We start from the raw sequence: 14,684 nt of genomic DNA, 5'->3' as shown, positions 1-14,684 counted from the left end.
GCGCATGACCGCGACCCCGACCCACGCACAACGCGGCGCGCGCGCCGCCACGGCGTCCCCGCCCGGCCCGCGGACCTCCGCGCGGCCCGCCGGTGACCGCGGCGCCCGCGCCGCCTCGCCCGCCCCGCAGGACCGCCCCCGCGCGGCCCGGCTCCCGCGCGCCCTCGCCGCCCGCCGGCACGCCATCCTGGCGTGGGCCGTCGCCGCCGCCCTGCTGATCCCCCTCGCCCTGGCCTTCCCGGGCGCCGGCGGCTGGCCGGCGGCCCTCTCCGTCGACCTGTCCGGCCCCCTCGACCGCGTCGGCGACTGGATCATCGACCACCGGGACAGCCACCCGCTGTTCCTCCACTTCTTCGGCCACGTCAGCAACGCCGTCGTGGTGTCCGTCCGCGCCGTCTACCTGCTCCTCCTGGCCGCCGGCTGGACCGGCGTCACCGCCTTGGCCGCGCTCGTCGCCTGGCGCCTCGCCGGCGTCCGGCTCGCCCTGACCTGCGCCGCCGCCTTCGCCGCCTGCGGACTGCTCGGCATGTGGGTGCCGACCATGCAGACCCTCGCCCTGATGGTCGTCGCCGTCGGCGCCTCCGTCGTGCTCGGCGCGCTCCTCGGCCTCGCCGCGGGCCTCTCGCCGCGCGCCGACCGCGCACTGCGCCCCGTACTCGACACCATGCAGATCCTGCCCGCCTTCGCGTACCTGCTGCCGATGGTGCTGGTCTTCGGCATCGGCGTGCCCGCGGCCGTCCTCGCCACCGTCGTCTACGCCGCCCCGCCCATGGCCCGCCTGACCGCCCTCGGCCTGCGCGAGGCCGACGCCGGCGTCCTGGAGGCCGCCGCCTCCCTCGGCGCCACCGGCCGCCAGCGCCTGCTGACCGCCCGCCTCCCGCTCGCGCGCCGACAGCTCCTGCTCGGCGTCAACCAGGCCGTCATGACGGGCCTGTCCATGGCCGTCATCGCCTCCGTCATCGGCGCCGGCGGCCTCGGCGACCGCGTCTACCAGGCCCTCGCCTCCGTGGACGTCGGCGCCGCCCTCACCGCCGGCATCCCCATCGTGCTCCTCGCGATCGTGCTGGACCGCACCGCCGACGCCGCCGGCCGACGGATCGGCGACCCCCTGCCCGTCAACGAACGCTCCCTGATCCGCCGGGTGTTCTGCGGCTGGTACGGACGCCTGCTGACCCTCCTCCCGGCCGTGGCCGCCGCCGTCGCCGGCCGCATCGCCGGCTCCACCCTGTGGCCCGAGTCCTGGACCGTCTCCCCGGCCGACCCGGTGAACGCGGCCGTCGCCTGGATGACCGACCACCTCTACTCCGGCGTACCCCTCGTCGGCGGCACCGCCGACTGGGCCGCCCGCTTCACCGGCTGGATCCTCGACCCGCTGCGCGGCGCGCTCCAGGCCACCCCCTGGTGGCTGCTGCTGCTCGTGGCGTTCGGCCTCGCCCTGCGCGCGGGCACCCGGGGCACCGCCCTGACCGCCGTCCTCGCCCTCGGCGCGGTGGGAGTCCTCGGGGTGTGGGACGCCTCCCTCGACACGCTCTCCCAGGTGCTGGCCGCCGTGGCCCTCACGCTCGTCCTCGGCTTCTCCATCGCCGTGGGCGCCGCCCGCAGCGCCCGCGCCGAACGACTGCTGCGGCCCGTCCTCGACGTCTGCCAGACCCTGCCGCAGTTCGTCTACCTCATCCCCGTGGTGGCCCTCTTCGGCGTGGGCCGCGCACCCGCCGCCGCGGCCGCCGTCGTCTACGCGCTGCCCGCCGTCGTCCGGATCACCGCCCAGGGCCTGCGCGAGGTGAACCCGACCGCCGTGGAATCCGCCCGCTCGCTCGGCGCGACCCGCGCGCAGCTGCTGCGCCAGGTCCAACTGCCCCTCGCCCGGCCCGCGCTGCTGCTGGCCGTCAACCAGGCCGTGGTCCTCGTCCTGTCCGTCGTCATCATCGGCGGCCTCGTCGGCGGCGGAGCCCTCGGCTACGACGTCGTCCTCGGCCTCGCCCAGGGAGACCTCGCCACCGGCCTGGTCGCCGGCGCCGCGATCGTCTGCCTCGGCCTGCTCCTCGACCGCCTCACCCAGCCCGCGAAGGAGGCCTGACATGCGCGCACCCCACGAACGGCGCGCCCCGCGCCGCCGCCGGGGCCCCGCCGCCCTCGCCGCCGCCACGGCGCTCGCCGTCCTCACCGGCTGCGGAGCCGCGGACATGACCCGCCAGGCGTCCCCGTACGCCGCGGCCCAGGGCACGAAGACCGTCACGCTCTCCGTCCAGTCGTGGGTCGGGGCCCAGGCGAACACCGCCGTCGCCGGCTACCTCCTCGAACACGAACTGGGCTACCGGGTGGACACCGTCCAGGTCGACGAGGTCCCCGCCTGGGACGCCCTCAGCCAGGGCCGCGTCGACGCGATCCTGGAGGACTGGGGCCACCCCGAGCAGGAGGAGCGCTACGTCCGGGGCAAGAAGACCATCACCCCCGGCGGGGACCTCGGGGTGACCGGCCACATCGGCTGGTTCGTGCCCACCTGGTTCGCCGAGGCCCACCCCGACGTCACCGACTGGAAGAACCTCGACAAGTACGCCGACCTGCTGCGCACCCCCGAGAGCCGCGGCAAGGGTCAGCTCATGGACGGTTCGCCCTCGTACGTCACCAACGACAAGGCGCTGGTGAAGAACCTGGGCCTGGACTTCGAAGTGGTCTTCGCCGGCTCCGAGGCGGCCCAGATCACCCAGATCAAGCAGTTCGACAAGGAGCGCAAGCCCTTCCTCACCTACTGGTACGAGCCGCAGTGGCTCTTCCAGCGCGTCCCCATGACGGAGGTCAAGCTCCCCGAGTACACGGAGGGCTGCGCCGACGATCCGCAGAAGGTGGCCTGCGCCTACCCGCACACGCCCCTGCGCAAGTACCTGAACACGCGCTTCGCGGACGCGGGCGGAGAGGCGGCCGGCTTCCTCAAGAGGTTCCACTGGACCAAGGAACAGCAGAACGAGGTCTCGCTGATGATCGCCGAGCAGAAGCTCACGCCGCGGGAGGCCGCCAAGCGGTGGGTGGAGCGCAACGAGGAGGTCTGGAAGCCCTGGGTCGAGCCGACCGCGTGAACCTGCGCCGGCCCCGGCCCCCGACGGGGCCGGGGCCGGGGCTCAGTGGTCCTTGAGGAGCGCGCAGGCGAAGTCCTCCTGGACCGTGCGCAGCCGGGCGAGCAGGGCGGGCTTGTTGCCCTTGCTCGTCTGGGTGTTGATGGAGAAGGTCAGGGAACGGGTTCCGTCGGGAGTGGTGGCGGCGAGCTGCGTGTAGCCGGGGAAGTTCCCGGTGTGGCCGTACAACACGCCGCAGCGGGTGGTGTACCGGAAGATCGCGAGCCCGGCGGAGTTCGTCCCGGGACCCGCGGGCTCCGAGGAGTCGCCGGGACGGAAGGTCAGCTGCTCCTTGCGGGTCTTCTCCGTCAGCAGCGCGGGACCGCCGTAGGCGCGGATGAACGCTCCCAGCTCCGCGGGGGTGGACACGATCCCGCCCGAGGCCCACACCCCGGAGGCGCCCAGCACCTCGCTGATGTCCTCGGGCTCGGCCGGCGGGACGACGTCGTAGCCGTGCAGGTACGGACGCGGCAGCCGGTAGCCCAGGGGCAGGCTGGTCCGGCGCAGCCCGAGCGGGCGGTACACGAGCTCCTTCAGGAGGTCCTCGTAGCGGCGGCCCGTGGCGGCCTCGGCCATCAACGCGACGGCGATGTTGTCCGAGTTGGAGTACTCGTACAGGCTGCCGGGCCGGAACAGCAGGGCGTCGTCCGCGACGAAGCCGAGGAGCGCGCGCGGATCGAAGACGTGACGGGGGTCCGCCTGGAGGATCCGCAGGAACTCGGGGTCGGCCGAGTAGTCGGGCAGGCCGCTGGTGTGCTGGAGGAGCTGACGCAGGGTCACCGCGTGCCACGCGGCGGGCTGGGCCGGCAGGACCTCGCCGATGGTGTCGTCGAGGGAGAGGGCTCCCCGGTCGACGAGCCGGAGCGCGACGGCGCCGCTGTACGCCTTGGCGATGCTGGCGACGCGCATGTGGTCGTCGAGGTGCGGCGGGCGACCGGTGGCCACGTCCCCGACGCCGGCGGTGTAGACCCGCGTCCGGTCGTCCCGCGTGAGGACGGCGATCACCCCGGGAGGGCCGTCCTCCTGGGCCACGAGCCGGTCCAGCTGCCGCTGGAGGCGCGCGTCCCGATGCGTACCCGTCCCGCCGGGGCCGGGATCCGCGCCGGCCGCCTGCGCGGGAGGCGGCAGCGCCCCGAGCGCGGCGGCGGCGAGGACGGCGGCGCAGAGCCCGGAGCGGAGGCGGCGTACGGAGGCGGCGGGGGCGCGGGTGGTGGGCACGGAGGTCTCCCGGGTGGGCGGCGGGCGGCGGTCCCGGCGGGTGCGCCTGCCGGTACCGCCTGCCTAGCAGCCACCCCGACCCCCCGGCCCCGCGCCGCGCGCACCCGGGTCCGGTCGGCGCACGCGCGGTTCACCCCCACCGGGCGTGTCGCGCCCGCCACGGCCCTGCGAGCCGGCGACGAAGCCACCGCACACGGCGAGTCCGGCGGCCCCGCGCGCGGCCGCCTACGCGGCGGTGCCGCCCACTTGCCGTGTTGCCGTGCCGGCCGCACGGCCGTGCCGCCCCGCGCCACCGCGCTGCCGGGCCGCCCATGTCGCCGGTGGGGCCGCGCTGCCATGCCGCCCGTGTCGCCGTGCCACCTACGGCGCCCGTGCCGGCATGTCGCCGGGGCCCGTCTTGGCCCGTGGTGCGGGCGACTTGTCGGCGGCGCCGACCGCCGGCGCGCCGGGCTTCGGGTAGGCCGTCGTGCGCTACGCGTCCGTCCGTCGGCAGCCGGTGGCGAGCCAGGCGCCCGTGTCGACGGGCGGTGAGGGCCGCAACCCGGCCTGCCGCGCCGCGTCGGCGATCTCGGACGGCGGCACGTGCCCGACGTGACGGGCCCGGGCCGTCAGGACCCACACCACCGCGTCCCGCGCCAACGCCCCGCGCAGATCCTCCAGTTCGGCGGCCAGGTCGCCGTCGCCGCACCGCCACCACATCAGGACGGCGTCCACCCGCCCCTCGTGGTCGTCCGCGACGAGTCCCCGCCCGGCGCGCGCGACCACGTCGGCGCGGACGCCGTCGTCCACGTCGTCGTCGTGGCCCGACTCCATGACGGTCATGCCGGGTTCGATGCCGAGCCCGTCCGCCGCGTTCTCCGGTGGCGTCATCCCACGCTCCTGCGTCGAGACCGGTCGCCCGACCGGCCCGACCATCATCGACGCCCGGCCGCCGGTGCGTAAGAGGTCGCGGAGCGGGGCGTGCGCGGGCCGGTCGCGGGCGCCCGGCCGGGGGCGGACGGACGGCCGCGCGAACCGCCCGTGACCGGTGCATCTACGCTAGTGCCCCGTCAGAGCGTCGAGACGGACGATCGGTCGTGGAACGGAGCACGTGGTGCCAGCGGGTCAAGCGGGGGAAGCGAACGACGGGGACCTGGTCGGGAAGGTGCTCGGCGGACGCTACCGGGTGACCTCCGTGGTGGGCCGGGGCGGTATGGGCGTGGTCGCGCGGGCCGTCGACGAACTCCTCGCGCGCGAGGTCGCCGTGAAGGTGCTGCGGGCCTACACCGACGCCGGCCCCGCCGAACTGGCCGACCTGCGTTCCCGGATGGAGCGCGAGGCGCAGGCCGCCGCCCGCATCCGGCACGCCGGCGTGGTCACCGTCCACGACGTGACCCACGAGCAGGGACTGCCCGTCATCGTCATGGAACTGGTCGACGGGCCCTCGCTCGACGAGGTGGTGACGGAACGCGGCCCGCTGGACCCGCACGAGGCCGCCGCCATCGGCGCCAAGCTGATGGACGCCCTCGACGCCGCGCACCGGGCGGGCGTCCTGCACCGGGACGTGAAGCCGGGCAACGTGCTCCTGGAGCGCGGCGGGCGGGTCGTGCTCACCGACTTCGGCATCGCCAGCATCGACTCGTCCGACGACGAGGCCATGGCGAAGCTGACCCGCAGCGGTGAACTCGTCGGCTCGCTGGACTACCTGCCGCCCGAGCGGGCCCAGGGCAGGGAACCCGGCCCGGCCTCGGACATCTGGTCGCTCGGGATGACCCTGTACGCGGCGGTCGAGGGCGCCTCGCCGTTCCGCCGGACCTCCGTGTGGTCGACGCTGTCGGCGATCGTCGGCGACCCGCTGCCCGAACCCCGCCGCGCGGGGCCGCTCGCCCCGGTGCTGCGGGCGCTGATGGCCAAGGCCCCGGAGGACCGGCCCACCGCCGAGCGGGCCCGGGCGATGCTGGAGCGGGTCGCGGCGGGCGGCGAGGTCCCCCCGCCGGCGGCTTCCGCCACCCCGGCCACTCCGCCTACCCCGGCCGCGTCGCCGCTCCCCGCCGCCGCGCCGGTGCCGGCACCCGCGCCGGCGCCCGTGCCCGGCTTCGGGCCCCCGCCCCCGGCCGGGTTCGACCCGAACGCCGAATCGTTTCCGCAGCAGCCCTACGCCCCCGGCTCCCCCCTGCCCCCGCCCGGGTTCACTCCGTACGGTCCTCCGCCCGGCGGACCGCTCACGGCGACGGGGACCGCGTCCGAGGGCGCGGACCGGGTGCGGCGCCGGCGCCGCGGCGCGATCGCCGTCGCGGTCGTCGCCGTACTCGCCGCCGGAGGCGCCACCTACGCCGTGACCTCGGGCGGCGGTGAGGAGCGGGCGCGGGCGGCGAAGCCGACACCCGCGGACTCCCCGGCGCCGGGCGGACGACCGGACGCGACGGCCCCGACACCCTCGCTCTCGCCCTCCCCCTCCGGGTCCCGCCCGGCGCCGTCCGCCTCCGCCTCGAAGAAGCCCTCCGCCTCGGCCTCGCCCTCCGCGAAGGGCTCCTCGGCCCCGCCGAGCGGTCCGAGCCCCACACCGACGGGCTGCGCGGGCTGGACGCACCGGGACCCGAAGCCGGGGACCTACGGCTACATCTCCGGCGACCACCACCTGCTGGCCGCGCCCTACCAGCAGTGCACCAAGGGCGCCCTCGTCAAGAACGGCACCAAGCTCTGGTACCAGTGCTACATCGTCAACTCGTACGGCAACCAATGGACGTTCGTGCGCGTGGAGGGAACGAACGCCACCGGGTGGCTCTACAACCGCGACCTCAAGGGCCAGAAGGGATCGTCCCCCGCCTGCTGAGTCGACCCGGCCGGACGCGTTCGCGCAGTTCACGGGGTGGGGAGGGCGGCCGTGGCGGTGTCGCGGGCATCGTGCATCATCAGGTTGCTCCGACACCGTTTCCCTGGGGGGACCTCCGATGAAGCACTCCGCCGCGGCGGCCTTGGCCGTCCTGCTCGCACTCACCGCCACGGCCGGTTGCGCCGGCGCCGAGGGGGCCGCCGACGCGAAGGCGAAGCCCTCCGCCGGCCCGGCGACCTCCGCCGCGCCCGCGCCCGCCCCGGTCAAGGCGCCCCCGCTCTCCGCGGAGGAGGCGCGGGGCGTCGTCAAGGACCTCACGCTGAAGGTCGAGGCGGACAACTTCGACGCCGAGTACTGGAAGGCGCACACCGCGGGGCCGCTGCTGGAACAGCAGCTCGCCGTCGTCGAGACGAGCCGGAAGTACGGTACCGACCGGGAGGCCAGGCCCGCCGACGCCCCCAGGACGGACCCCGCGGTGCACACGTGGACCAGCGGCGGCGAGGACGGCGGCGAACGGTGGATCCTCGGCGCCCACGAGGTCCAGGGCTACACCGTCGGCGACGCCACGAAGAAGCCCGTGCTGCGCTGGTCGCTCTTCCACCAGCCGAAGCAGGGCGAGCCCTGGCGGGCCACCCTCGTCGCCCGCGCTCCCGAGGCGACGGCCCTGCCCGGGGTCGCGGTCGGGCCCGACGGGCGGGCGGTCACCGGCGGTGACACCGCCGCACTGGCCGCCGACCCGGCCGGGATCTGCGGCCGGTACGGCGACTACCTGCACACCGACGCCGGTGCGGGCGGCGTGAAGTGGGCCGAGGACGTCACCGAGCGGAAGACGGCCGCCGCGGAGGGCTTGGCGGGCCTGCGCAAGGGCCTGGGCAAGGGCGGCAGGATCGACTTCGGGATCGACGTGAACCGCGCCCCGCACGGTCCCGTCTGGCGCACCGAGGACGGCGGCGCGCTGGTGGCCTGCACCGCCGTCAGCAAGGTGTACACCGAGTCGGCCCCGGGACGGCCGACGACCTTCACGAGCAGCGGCTGGGCGGGCACGACCGGCATCCCGTGGGCCTCGCACACCCAGCGGATCATGAGCCTGACCGTGTTGAAGGTTTCCGCCGGGGCCTCGGGCGAGGTGTCCGTGGCGGCCGAGTCGAACCTGCCGTACTCCTTCGACGGCACCAGGTCCACCGGGTGACGGGCCGGCCGGCCGGCTCGCGGGGCGCGGCCTGATCGCGTCCTTGTGGGGGAGGCCGGCCGGCAGGAGGATCCCTTCGTCGCGACAGGCGTGACGGAGCGGAGGGGACGGCGATGGGACTGTGGGGGGTGCTCGGCAGGGCCGGGCTCGTGGCGGCGCTGGCCGCGGCCGGACTGGCCGCGGGCGGGCCGGTGAGCGCGGAGCCGGCGGCGCCGAGCCTGGTGGTGAAGCGGACCGCCGGCCTGCTCGACGGGGACGTCGTCGACTTCACGGTCAAGGGCGGGCCGCCCAAGGCGTACGTGTGGGTCGAACTGTGCGCCCCGGACACGGTGGCGGGGGCGTGCGACGAGGACACCGGACGGCAGTTCCGCGTCCTGCCGGACGGCACGCTGCCGTTGTCGCCGAAGAAGCTGTACGCGCAGCTCGCCACGGGCGCCGGCACCTACGACTGCCGCACGGCCGACGCGGCGCACCCGTGCCGGCTGGCCCTGACGGACAACACCGGCGCGGTCCTCACCACCGTCGCGCTGCGCTTCCGGCCCGGGGGCGCGTTGGAGGCGGCCCCCACCGTCCGGGTGGACCCGGCCGAGGGGCTCGTCGACGGGCAGTCGGTGAAGGTCACCGGGCGCGGCTACGAGCCGCGCTACCACTCGGTGGTCCTGGAGTGCGTCGCGGGCGCCACGGAGGCCACGGGCTGCCGCACCCGGGGTCGCCCGCCGGCCACCACCGATCAGGGCCGGTTGGACGAGGAGCTCACGCTCTCGGTGACCTTCACCACCAACGACGGGCGCGCGGTGGACTGCCGCGTCGCGCCGGGCTGCGAGCTGGTCGTGTTCGGGACCCGGGTCCGGGGTCCGCGCTCGGTGTCGCACCCCCTCCACTTCGCCCCGGCGGGGGACGCGGCCGGGAACCGACGGCCGCCGGCGCACGGCGCGGGGCTGCCGGTTTCCGTCCCGGCGGAGAACGGAGGATCGTGGGGGGTGAACCCGTAGGCCCCTGCCCCCGCCCGCCCACCGGGCGCCGCCCGGCGGTGACGCCGGCAGCCTTCGCGACACCGGGAGGCACGTCATGCGCAAGGTCATGGACTGCAGGGAGTACCCCAGCGAGATCGGGTGCACCCTGACGCTCACGGGCGAAGAGGACGAGGTCATGGAGGCCGCCGTCCAGCACGCCGTGGCCGTACACGGCGAGGCGGACACCGGGGAGTTCCGCGAGGCGCTGCGCGGCATGCTCAAGGCGGAGGCGCCCCTGAACGCCTGAACGCCTGAACGGCCGGGCCCCGGACGCGCGCACCGCGCGGCCGGGGTCGGGTCGTGTCTTCCGGATCGCGTCGTGTGGCCGGATCAGGTCGGGCCCGCGACGCCCCGGCTCCGCAGGACACGACCTACCAGCCGTACTCCGGCGGTCCGACGACGCGGTGCCCGATCCGGCGGGCGAGCAGCCGGGCGCGGCGCTGGTCGTAGGGCCGGACGTGGACGTACACGGTGTCGCCCGGAGCGGGGTCGTGGGCGGCGTCAGCGGAGAAGCAGGCCTGGACCCCGGTGTCCGAGTACTCCGGGGGAAGGTCGAACCCCGGTTCCGCCGGCCAGTCCAGCGCCATCCACGTGACCTGCCCCCACGCCGCCCGGCGCAGTACGCGCGGAGCCCGGTCGAGGAGGTCGCCCTCCACCGGCTCCACGACGGACAGCGTCATCGGCAGCAGACGGGACAACAGCGCCTCGTCGTCGGGCAGGTCGTGCCCGCGCAGGAACTCGCCGCCCCCGACGAACAGGCCCCGGGGGAACGCCTCCCGCGCGGTGACGACGTCCTCGACCCCGAGCAGCTCCGCGTCCAGGTCGACGGTCGCCCCCTCGCGGAGCTCCCCGCACCCGACCAGCGCGACGGCCACGGCGAGCACCGCCGCCACGTCCCCGCCCGTACTCCGGTAGACCGGATAGGCGCTCGTGTGACCCAAGGCCGCCCCTCCACCACTCTCGGCGGGTTCCGTCGCCCCCGCACCCGACGCCGTATCCTCCCGCACCCACCGGGGCCGCCCCGCACGGGGGTCGGACCGGCGGCGGGCATCACGCGGACCGGGCCGCCCCCGCCCACACGGCGGGCCGGCGCCCCGCCCAGGGCGCGGCCTCCTCCAGTTGGGCGGCGAGCCGGAACAGCAGGTCCTCGCGGCCGTAGCCGGCGGCGAACTGGACACCGATCGGCAGGCCGGTGCCCGCGTCGCACGCGAGGGGAACCGACATCGCGGGCGTGCCGGCCACGTTGAAGGCGGCCGTGAACGGCGAGCGGTGGAAGAGGTGCTCCGCCCAGGCCCACCCGTCGGCCCCCTCCGCGCCGCGGCCGTAGGTGCCGAGCGGCAACGGCAGCTCGGGGAGGGTGGGGGTCAGCACCAGGTCCCACCTCGTGAAGTGGGCGCCGATCGCGCGGGCGACGCGGTTGCGCACGTCGAGGGCGTGCACGAACTCGGTGCCGCTCACCTTCAGCCCCCACGCGCGGCTCGCGAGCATCTCGGGCTCGACGGTGGACTCGTCCACGGGCCGGCCCAGCGCCCCGGCGAGGCCGTCGATCCACGTCGCCAGGTTCGCGGACCACAGGCGGGCGTTGGCCGTGACGAACTCCTCCCAGCCGACCCCGAGATCGAGGTCGGTCACCTCCACCCGGTGGCCGAGGGACTCCAGGAGCCTCGCGGCGGCGAGGGCGGCTCCGGTCACGGCCGGCTCCACGGTGCGCCCGTTCCAGGGGGTGGTGAGCAGGCCGACGCGCAGCCGGCCGGGTTCGCGGGTGATCTCCTCGGTGTACGGGCGGCGGGGGCGCTCCGCGAAGTAGGGATCGCCGGTCTCCGGGCCCTGGATCAGGTCGAGCAGGGCGGCGCTGTCCCGCACGGTCCGGCTGAGCCCGCCGTGCACCGCGAGTCCGTTGAAGACCTCGTCGGCGTCCGGCCCCAGGGAGACCCGCCCGCGGGTGGGCTTGAGCCCGAACAGTCCGGTGGAGGCGGCCGGCACCCGTATCGATCCGGCCGCGTCGGTGGCGTGCGCGAGGGGGGTGACGCCGGCGGCGACGGCCGCGGCCGATCCGCCGCTGGAGCCGCCCGCCGTCCGGGAGGGGTCCCAGGGGTTGCGGGTGGCCCCGTACAGGAGCGGCTCGGTGGTGGTGCTGTAGGCGAACTCGGGCGTGGCCGTGCGGCCGATCGTCACCAGCCCGGCGCTGCGGAACCGGCGCATCAGGAAGGAGTCCTCCCGCGCCACGTTGCCGGCGGCGAGGCGGCTGCCCCACTCGACGCGCTTGCCCCGCATGGTGACGGCCAGGTCCTTGATCAGGAACGGCACGCCCGCGAGGGGGGTGCTGCCCGGGACCGGGTGGTCCTCGGCGGGCCAGCTCTCCACGACGGCGTTGATCCGCGGGTTCACGGCGGCCAGCGCGGCCTCGGCCGCACCGACGACCTCCGCCGTCGTCACCTCGCCCCGGGCGAGGAGTCCGGCCAGCCCCACGGCGTCGTACTGGGTGTATTCGTGCGGTTCCACGGCGCTCCACCTGCGTTCCCGATCGGTCCCGTGCGATACCGATCGGTATCGCTTGGGGGTGGTCGGTAACGTAGCATGATCGGCGGAGGCGCCCCCGCCACCCCGAACGAAGCGAGGCCCACGATGACGAGCAGCCCCCCGAGGCCGGGCCGGGATTCTCGGGTCGCCCGGCTCCCCCCGCGCGAGCGCATCCTCGACGCGGCCGAGGAGCTCTTCCTGAGCGAGGGCGTCAGGGCCGTCGGCGTCCAGGCCATCGCCGAGCGGGCGCGGACCACGAAGATGGCCCTCTACCGGCACTTCGCCACCAAGGACGCCCTGATCGAGGAGTGGCTGCGGATCGTCGCGGCGGGCTACGTGAGCGCCTTCGACCGGATCGAGGCCGCACACCCGGACGACGGCCGGGCCCAGGTGCTCGCCGTGGCGCGCTTCGTCGCCGACGGGCTGCCGGACATCACCCGCAGGGGCTGCCCCTTCGTCAACTCCGTCGCGGGCCTGGGCGACCCCGGCCATCCCGCCCGGCGGCTGATCGAGACCCACAAGGCCGCCCAGCGCGGACGCCTCACGGCCATGTGCGAGCGGGCCGGCGCACACGCGCCCGACGAGGTCTCGGCCGAGCTCACCTTCCTCCTGGAAGGCGCCCAGATCAGCGCGCAGAACGGCAGCGTCGACCGCGCGGGCGAGCGGCTCGTGACCGCGGTCTCGGCGGCCCTGGACCGCGCGGTGGGCGCGCAAGGGCCGCCGGACGCCCGGTGATCACGACGGACGGGGCGGTCGGCATACTCGCCCCATGACCTTCTACCCTTCCGGCGAGGCGCCGACCGTCCCCACCGCACCCGACACGGCCGCCTGCGCCGCCGCGCTCGAAGTGGCCGCCGCCTACTGCACCCCGGCCCTCCTCAACCACTCCGTACGGTCCTACGTGTGGGCCTGCGCGTACGCCGACGCCCGGGGCATCGCCTACGACGCCGAGCTGCTGTACGTGGCCGCGCTGCTCCACGACCTCGGTCTGACCCCGGAGTTCGACAGCCACACCGTGCCCTTCGACGAGGCGGGCGGGCACGTGGCCTGGGTGTTCGCCGCCGGCGCCGGCTGGCCGGCGGAGCGCCGCCGCAGGCTCTCCGAGGTCATCGTGCGGCACATGTGGGACGCGGTCGACGTGGACCTGGACCCGGAGGGCCACCTGCTGGAGCGGGCGACCGGCGTGGACATCTCGGGACGCAACGCGGAGGACTTCACCGACGCCTTCCGCGCGGAGGTCCTGGCCCGTCACCCGCGCGAGGGGCTCGCGCAGGAGTTCCTGGCCTGCTTCCGGGACCAGGCCGCCCGCAAGCCCGAGAGCTCGGCCGCCGCCGCCGTGCGGGGCGGTCTCGCGGAACGCGTCCTCGCGGACCCGCACCCGCTCGTCGTCCACCGGGGCGCGCGCCCCGCGGACGGTGTCTGAGCGCGTCAGGACTTCCGTTCGGGCTCGGCCGGCCCCGCTCCGCTCAGGTCGTGGCCGGGGGCGAGGGCCTCGGCGATGCGGCCCGCGATGGTCTGCGCCGTGTTGTACGCGGGCGCCTTCGGCCCCGTCGTCGTGGAGACGGCGAGGGCAAGCCGCTCGGACGGCAGGTAGGCCTGGATCGCGGCGTAGCCCGCGAAGGACGGGTTCGACTGGATCCACCCGTTCTGGACGATCACCCCGTACCCGAAGTGCCGCGCGGGGAGCTGCTTGAAGCAGTCCCGGGGCGAGCAGCCGGGGGTGTCGCCGCCGAGACCGACGGTGCCGGGGTCCAGCTGGGTCCGGAAGGCCGCCGCGGAGAGCAGCTCGCCCGTGCCGACGGCCTCCGCGGAGCGGGCGAGGTCGCAGACGTGGGTGGTGAGCACGGCGCCGGGGGCGGTGGTCCAGGAGGGGTTCCAGTACGTGGACTCCTCGTACGGGCCGCGCTCGGTGTCGTAGGAGTGCAGGACGGGTTCCTCGATCTCGGGGGTGGTGCCGTTGCGGGTGTCGCCCAGCCCCGCGGGCCCCATGACCTGCTGTCGCAGCAGCTCGGCCAGCGGCATCCCGGAGATCTTCTCCAAGGCCTGCCCGAGCAGGACGAAGTTCGCGTGGGAGTAGCTCCAGCTCGTCCCCGGCGGGTAGAGCAGGGGGTGGGAGGCCGAGATCGCCACCAGCTCGTCGGGTGTCCACGGGCGGAACGGGTCGGCGTACAGGGCCGCGAGGAACTTCGGGTCCGGTACGTAGTCGCGCAGCCCGGAGGTGCTGCCGCCGAGCATCCGCAGGGTGATCCGGTCGGCGTGCGGGGCGTCGGGCAGCCAGCGCGAGATCGGCTCGTCGAGGGAGGCCTTGCCCTGCTCGACGAGGCGCAGCGCCGCGATGCCCATGTAGACGATGGCCACCGAACCGGCCCGGAAGTGCATGTCCGCGGTGGTCGGGACCCCCGACATCGACTCGCCGAGCGCCGCCGTGAGGACTTCCTTCCCGTCGCGGGTGACCCGGAGGACGACGGCCTTCAGGTCCAGTTCCTTCCGGGTGTCCTCGGCGATGTCCAGGATCCGCTTCGCCTCGCCGCCCGTGGGCGTGGGGGAGGCGGCGCACGTCGCGGACGCGGCCCGGGCGCCGGCGCCGGGGGCCGCCGCCCACGCGTCGCCCGTCGCGCCGCCGGCCGGCAGGGCCGTGGCGACGAGCGCGGCGGTGCACAGGCCCACCGTGCGGGAACGGGCGCGGGAACGGGACCGGGAGGGTCCCGGGTGCGCGGTCATGTCGGGTCCGGGCCGGCGGTCGGGCCCGCCGGGCCCGCCGGCCTTCGCGCTCGGGTCGCTCGGGTCGCGAGGAGCATGGCGGCCTCCTGCCGTGGAGAGCG

General features: G+C 75.7%; 13 protein-coding genes. 8 read left to right on the top strand and 5 right to left on the bottom strand.

The window, feature by feature from the left end; genetic code table 11:
* Window positions 1-4 precede the first annotated feature (4 nt).
* Together AB0D01_RS23430 and AB0D01_RS23425 are read left to right on the top strand one after the other, a co-directional pair.
* Entirely contained in the window at window positions 5-2,077 is a 2,073-nt protein-coding gene (locus AB0D01_RS23430) for an ABC transporter permease subunit (RefSeq protein ID WP_363058270.1), read from the top strand.
* Window position 2,078: 1 nt separating this feature from the next.
* Window positions 2,079-3,074 (top strand): ABC transporter substrate-binding protein, encoded by a 996-nt coding sequence (locus AB0D01_RS23425; protein WP_363058268.1) that lies wholly within the window; start codon window positions 2,079-2,081, stop codon window positions 3,072-3,074.
* 42 nt (window positions 3,075-3,116) lie between these two features.
* On the opposite strand, the gene AB0D01_RS23420 is transcribed toward AB0D01_RS23425, so the two are convergent.
* Together AB0D01_RS23420 and AB0D01_RS23415 are read right to left on the bottom strand one after the other, a co-directional pair.
* On the bottom strand, window positions 3,117-4,328 hold the full coding sequence (locus AB0D01_RS23420) for a serine hydrolase domain-containing protein (RefSeq protein ID WP_363058266.1): 1,212 nt from the start codon (window positions 4,326-4,328) through the stop codon (window positions 3,117-3,119).
* 471 nt (window positions 4,329-4,799) lie between these two features.
* On the bottom strand, window positions 4,800-5,198 hold the full coding sequence (locus AB0D01_RS23415; protein ID WP_363058265.1) for a DUF3052 family protein: 399 nt from the start codon (window positions 5,196-5,198) through the stop codon (window positions 4,800-4,802).
* A gap of 223 nt (window positions 5,199-5,421) precedes the next feature.
* On the opposite strand from AB0D01_RS23415, the gene AB0D01_RS23410 reads away from it, so the two are divergent.
* The 4 genes from AB0D01_RS23410 (at window position 5,422) to AB0D01_RS23395 (ending at window position 9,589) form a co-directional block, all read left to right on the top strand.
* Window positions 5,422-7,140 carry a serine/threonine-protein kinase gene (locus tag AB0D01_RS23410; RefSeq protein ID WP_363058263.1) on the top strand — a complete coding sequence of 573 codons (1,719 nt, stop codon included), beginning with the start codon at window positions 5,422-5,424 and terminating at the stop codon, window positions 7,138-7,140.
* 118 nt (window positions 7,141-7,258) lie between these two features.
* The gene (locus AB0D01_RS23405) at window positions 7,259-8,329 is read left to right on the top strand and encodes a hypothetical protein (RefSeq protein ID WP_363058261.1); all 1,071 of its coding nucleotides are present in this window, start codon (window positions 7,259-7,261) and stop codon (window positions 8,327-8,329) included.
* 113 nt (window positions 8,330-8,442) lie between these two features.
* The gene (locus AB0D01_RS23400) at window positions 8,443-9,321 is read left to right on the top strand and encodes a neocarzinostatin apoprotein domain-containing protein (RefSeq protein WP_363058259.1); all 879 of its coding nucleotides are present in this window, start codon (window positions 8,443-8,445) and stop codon (window positions 9,319-9,321) included.
* 76 nt (window positions 9,322-9,397) lie between these two features.
* Window positions 9,398-9,589, top strand: a complete 192-nt coding sequence (locus tag AB0D01_RS23395; RefSeq protein ID WP_363058257.1) for a DUF1059 domain-containing protein — start codon at window positions 9,398-9,400, stop codon at window positions 9,587-9,589.
* Between the two features lie 124 nt (window positions 9,590-9,713).
* Here AB0D01_RS23395 and AB0D01_RS23390 read toward each other — a convergent pair whose 3' ends face one another.
* Both AB0D01_RS23390 and AB0D01_RS23385 read right to left on the bottom strand, forming a co-directional pair.
* The gene (locus AB0D01_RS23390) at window positions 9,714-10,283 is read right to left on the bottom strand and encodes a hypothetical protein (protein ID WP_363058255.1); all 570 of its coding nucleotides are present in this window, start codon (window positions 10,281-10,283) and stop codon (window positions 9,714-9,716) included.
* 109 nt (window positions 10,284-10,392) lie between these two features.
* Entirely contained in the window at window positions 10,393-11,844 is a 1,452-nt protein-coding gene (locus AB0D01_RS23385; RefSeq protein ID WP_363058253.1) for an amidase, read from the bottom strand.
* 123 nt (window positions 11,845-11,967) lie between these two features.
* Here AB0D01_RS23385 and AB0D01_RS23380 point away from each other — a divergent pair, with 123 nt between their 5' ends.
* Entirely contained in the window at window positions 11,968-12,597 is a 630-nt protein-coding gene (locus AB0D01_RS23380; RefSeq protein WP_363058251.1) for a helix-turn-helix domain-containing protein, read from the top strand.
* Between the two features lie 34 nt (window positions 12,598-12,631).
* The gene (locus AB0D01_RS23375; RefSeq protein ID WP_363058249.1) at window positions 12,632-13,285 is read left to right on the top strand and encodes an HD domain-containing protein; all 654 of its coding nucleotides are present in this window, start codon (window positions 12,632-12,634) and stop codon (window positions 13,283-13,285) included.
* Between the two features lie 5 nt (window positions 13,286-13,290).
* Here AB0D01_RS23375 and AB0D01_RS23370 read toward each other — a convergent pair whose 3' ends face one another.
* Window positions 13,291-14,583, bottom strand: coding sequence for a serine hydrolase domain-containing protein (locus AB0D01_RS23370; RefSeq protein ID WP_363058247.1), 1,293 nt, complete (start codon window positions 14,581-14,583; stop codon window positions 13,291-13,293).
* Window positions 14,584-14,684: the final 101 nt, after the last annotated feature.

The organism is Streptomyces sp. NPDC048606 (assembly GCF_040650855.1).
GTDB lineage: Bacteria > Actinomycetota > Actinomycetes > Streptomycetales > Streptomycetaceae > Streptomyces.
The sequence above is the reverse complement of the archived record's forward strand: the minus strand, read 5'-3'. Positions and strand labels throughout refer to the sequence as shown.

Bases quoted from the DNA above. Each gene is read 5' to 3' on its own strand.
- AB0D01_RS23430 (WP_363058270.1), top strand. From the start codon at position 5: ATGACCGCGACCCCGACCCACGCACAACGCGGCGCGCGCGCCGCCACG.
- AB0D01_RS23425 (WP_363058268.1), top strand. From the start codon at position 2,079: ATGCGCGCACCCCACGAACGGCGCGCCCCGCGCCGCCGCCGGGGCCCC.
- AB0D01_RS23415 (WP_363058265.1), bottom strand. From the start codon at position 5,198: ATGACGCCACCGGAGAACGCGGCGGACGGGCTCGGCATCGAACCCGGC.
- AB0D01_RS23405 (WP_363058261.1), top strand. From the start codon at position 7,259: ATGAAGCACTCCGCCGCGGCGGCCTTGGCCGTCCTGCTCGCACTCACC.
- AB0D01_RS23400 (WP_363058259.1), top strand. From the start codon at position 8,443: ATGGGACTGTGGGGGGTGCTCGGCAGGGCCGGGCTCGTGGCGGCGCTG.
- AB0D01_RS23395 (WP_363058257.1), top strand. From the start codon at position 9,398: ATGCGCAAGGTCATGGACTGCAGGGAGTACCCCAGCGAGATCGGGTGC.
- AB0D01_RS23380 (WP_363058251.1), top strand. From the start codon at position 11,968: ATGACGAGCAGCCCCCCGAGGCCGGGCCGGGATTCTCGGGTCGCCCGG.
- AB0D01_RS23375 (WP_363058249.1), top strand. From the start codon at position 12,632: ATGACCTTCTACCCTTCCGGCGAGGCGCCGACCGTCCCCACCGCACCC.
- AB0D01_RS23370 (WP_363058247.1), bottom strand. From the start codon at position 14,583: ATGACCGCGCACCCGGGACCCTCCCGGTCCCGTTCCCGCGCCCGTTCC.